This window comes from Rickettsia endosymbiont of Ixodes scapularis, assembly GCF_000160735.1.
In the GTDB taxonomy this organism is placed as follows: domain Bacteria; phylum Pseudomonadota; class Alphaproteobacteria; order Rickettsiales; family Rickettsiaceae; genus Rickettsia; species Rickettsia tamurae.
In genome coordinates, this window is sequence record NZ_CM000770.1 from 1030274 (window position 1) to 1033668 (window position 3395).

The following is a 3395-nucleotide window of genomic DNA, read 5'->3' on the forward strand; positions in this document are numbered from 1 at the left end:
GATGTAATGGCTTGTATGTTTGTTGTTTTTAATTCAGTATTACTGAGAGGATCAAATAAAATATCATTTACTTTTTTTATTGTATCTTTTTTAGTTTGTTCCGCCATAATCTTATCTAAATTCTGTTGCATCAATTGTTGTTGTTCCGGGCTTAGAACTTGGGCTTCTACACCTTTCTTTAATACAGAACCTAATAATTTTTGTTTTTCCGCATTGCTTAATTCAGAGGCATTAACCTTATCACCTACTGCTATAAGCATTGTCCCTTTATCTTCAGTAGAAAGGTTACTTTTTATTGCAGCATCCGTAATACCGTCAATTGCCGCAGCTCTACTTGCATCATCTTTAAGACTTAAACCGACATCTACTGCCTTTTCTAACATCTGCTGTTTTTGCTTCGGTTCAAGATTCTCTGAATTTAAAGCGATAGCTACTGTAGCTTCAAGCATTTTTGATTTTTCTAGGTCTGGGGTATTCTGATCATTTTTTATGGTTTCTAATACCGCATTTACTCCAGCTACTTTTGTGTCCGGTGTGAGGGCGTTATTATTGACCGTATTTTCAGTTAAAGCAATGATATTAGCCTGCTTTTCAGCAATATCACTTTTCTCATTATTAAGAATTACCGTGGCTGCTTCTTTAATTAAATCAATTTGTTTATTGCCGTCAGTTTCTTTTGTTAAACCTGCATTTACATAATTTAATAAATCTTGCATGCTGCCTGATAAAGCTGTAGCTGTATTAAGGAGGTTTGGATTCACTTGTTGCGACTGTAGCATCTGTGTAGTTTGAGTAGGCGTAGGCGTTTCAATAGATGACTGTAATCCTTGATTTGGATTTATTGTAGGTTCGTTTGTTTCTAGTGCCTTACTTTGCCCTTGTCCTATTATAAGATCTTCGGCTTGTGATAAGTCAACGCTCTGCCCTTGGTTTAGTTCTACCTCTTTCATCATTTCTTTATATTTACCGCGTGTTACCGCAAGTGTATAAATTTCTCCACCATGCTCTATATAAGCTATTGCGTCATCTCCGGTTCCAGCAAATTTTAAAGGTTTCGGTGAGCTTATTTCTTTAAGTTGAGGTTTACCGTTTGGTCCTCCTTCGTAGTGGGCAGTGAAATATACGGCTTTATCTTTGGAGGGCTTTGTGCCATCAGCTTTTAATGCTACCATCGATAAATGCATTGACCCATCGGCTTTATCAAGTTTTATAGGAAAATCTATTTTAGCTACAGTAAAAGGCTCAGTTTTAACAGTTGTTTCATTTAAGGTACAGAGTTCATCATCTGCATCATTTTTAACTACTGTTGCTCTGAGATCGCTTGCACTTACTTGATTTTTCCACTGTACCGGCTTAAATCCACCAGGGTATCCACTAGCGGCACTAAATGTATTATGAACATTTTTATAGCCGGCTATTTCTATTAATTCTAATTTCTTTTTAAGCTCAGGATTTTCTAAAGCCTTATCAATAAATTTTCTATTAGCCGGATTACCGAAAAAAGCATTTAATGTTTTATCTTTTTCTTCTTCTATTTCTTTTCTTTTTTGTTCAGCTAAATCACGGTCTGCAAAGGCTGCCAGGTCTTTTAATATTTGTTCTATTAAATTATCTTTTTGCGGTTGTATAATTGTTTCTCTTACAGCCTTGGTTATTGGGTCTGATGTCTGACCGTCAGGAGAGATATTGTCCAATAAAGCACTAATTGAAGGGGTAGATTGAGCAGAAGATGCAGAAGTAACGATAAAACCATCGTCAGCTGCATCTAGTGTAGGTTGAGCGGGAGCAGCTTGTTCTTGTTTTTTTTCATCTATAATCGGATTCATATCCTTCATCATTTTCATATCCAGTATTATCTTTACTCATAAAACCTCTAATTTAACCAAAAGTTAATTAGCACAAATTTTCCGCTGTCACCCCGTGACTTGACCACAGGGTGACACCAAAAAGACCGATCCATGCAAGTACTACATCTTTTTCACAGTTTGTGTTATACTGTCAAAGATAATATATAGAGATTTTAGTAATATCAAGAAAAAACTGATATTATTATTGAGAAAATTTAATAGAATTTTTATATTCTTTATTGAGTTCTTTAGTTGCCCAAAGCCAAGTTAAGCAAGTAATTATAAATATAATCATTAAACAGATGGAAATAGATTGATAACTAGCTGAAGGTAATATTATAAATACCAATGATTGTAAAAATGCACTACCGGATTTACCGAGTTTTGTACCTATCACGTCGGCAGCAGCTTTACCTTTTATTTTTATTTCCGGATCTAAAGGAACATAGGCCATTTCTTTTGTTGAATCAAATAAGGTATATTTGCTTGATTTACTAAGCACATTTTGAATAGCACCTATTGTTATAGCAATTAAAGCAGGATCGGTTAGGATAAAATTTGCTATTATTAAGCCGGCAAATCCTTCAAAATTATTAACGGCAAAAAATAATATACCGGTAATAAAAACTATTAAAGGTGTGATAACAGCTGCCGTAAACCAGCCAAGTCTTCTAACTATATTTGAACCAAGTACGACAAATAAAATAGTAAATACTCCGGTATAGCTCAAATAACTTCCTATAAAAGCTGCATATTCGGTTGGAGTTTTATAAATTTTAGTAGCTGCTGCTTTCCAAGGACCTTCTACTAAATTAATGGCAATGCCATAGCAGATAAGCAAAGTTGCAATTAATCTAATATGTCTTGACGATAGAATCATTTGAAAACTTTCGGCAATAGTCATAGATTTTTTCTTTGCTTTAAACCTGAGTAACGCCATATGCTCTTTGTCTAGTACTTTATGATTAAGCAGCCAAAAAGTTTTAATAGCTATTATACCTAAAATTAATACTATAGTTAGTATAATTTGTATAGAAAGTGTATGAAAAGACGATTGCAATGCAAATTTATTAGTTACGTAATCATTAATATTACTTAGATTTTCTAAAAACTGCCCTGCTAAATAAATACCTGTTTGACTAAGTAAACCGAATAACGGATAAAATCTTTTAGATTCTTCCACTGTAGTAATATTATTAACAAACTGCCAAAAAAGTAATGCAAAAACTACGTTTGGCCATAATTCGGCTATTATATAAAATAGTGAAAAACTCCATTTTGATAAAAGCAGTATAAACCATTTTAAATTAGGTAAACTTACCGTTAAATTTTGAATATTTACAGGGCTTAAATGCAGCATTTCATGATTTGGAAAAATAACGTAGGCAAATAAAGCAAAGAATGTTAAAAAAATTGATATAATAAGATAAAATATATTTTCTGCTTTCATCCTATTAACAAGCTTTACATAGATAGCAGTCATTAAGAAAGCTGACGGCATCACTCCCCAAAACTTCAAAACGATATAGTCTCGCGCTATCATAGTAG

2 protein-coding genes are annotated in these 3395 nt (G+C 33.4%); both read right to left on the reverse strand.

Annotation, left to right across the window (positions count from 1 at the left end; translation table 11 throughout):
• Positions 1–1826, reverse strand: a 1826-nt coding sequence (locus REIS_RS05190; protein WP_241760891.1) for a Sca4 family spreading effector, incomplete at its 3' end; no start/stop codon positions are given.
• Positions 1827–2049: 223 nt separating this feature from the next.
• Positions 2050–3395: NTP/NDP exchange transporter Tlc4 (tlc4, locus tag REIS_RS05195; protein ID WP_008580200.1), on the reverse strand; the 1346-nt coding region annotated here is incomplete at its 5' end.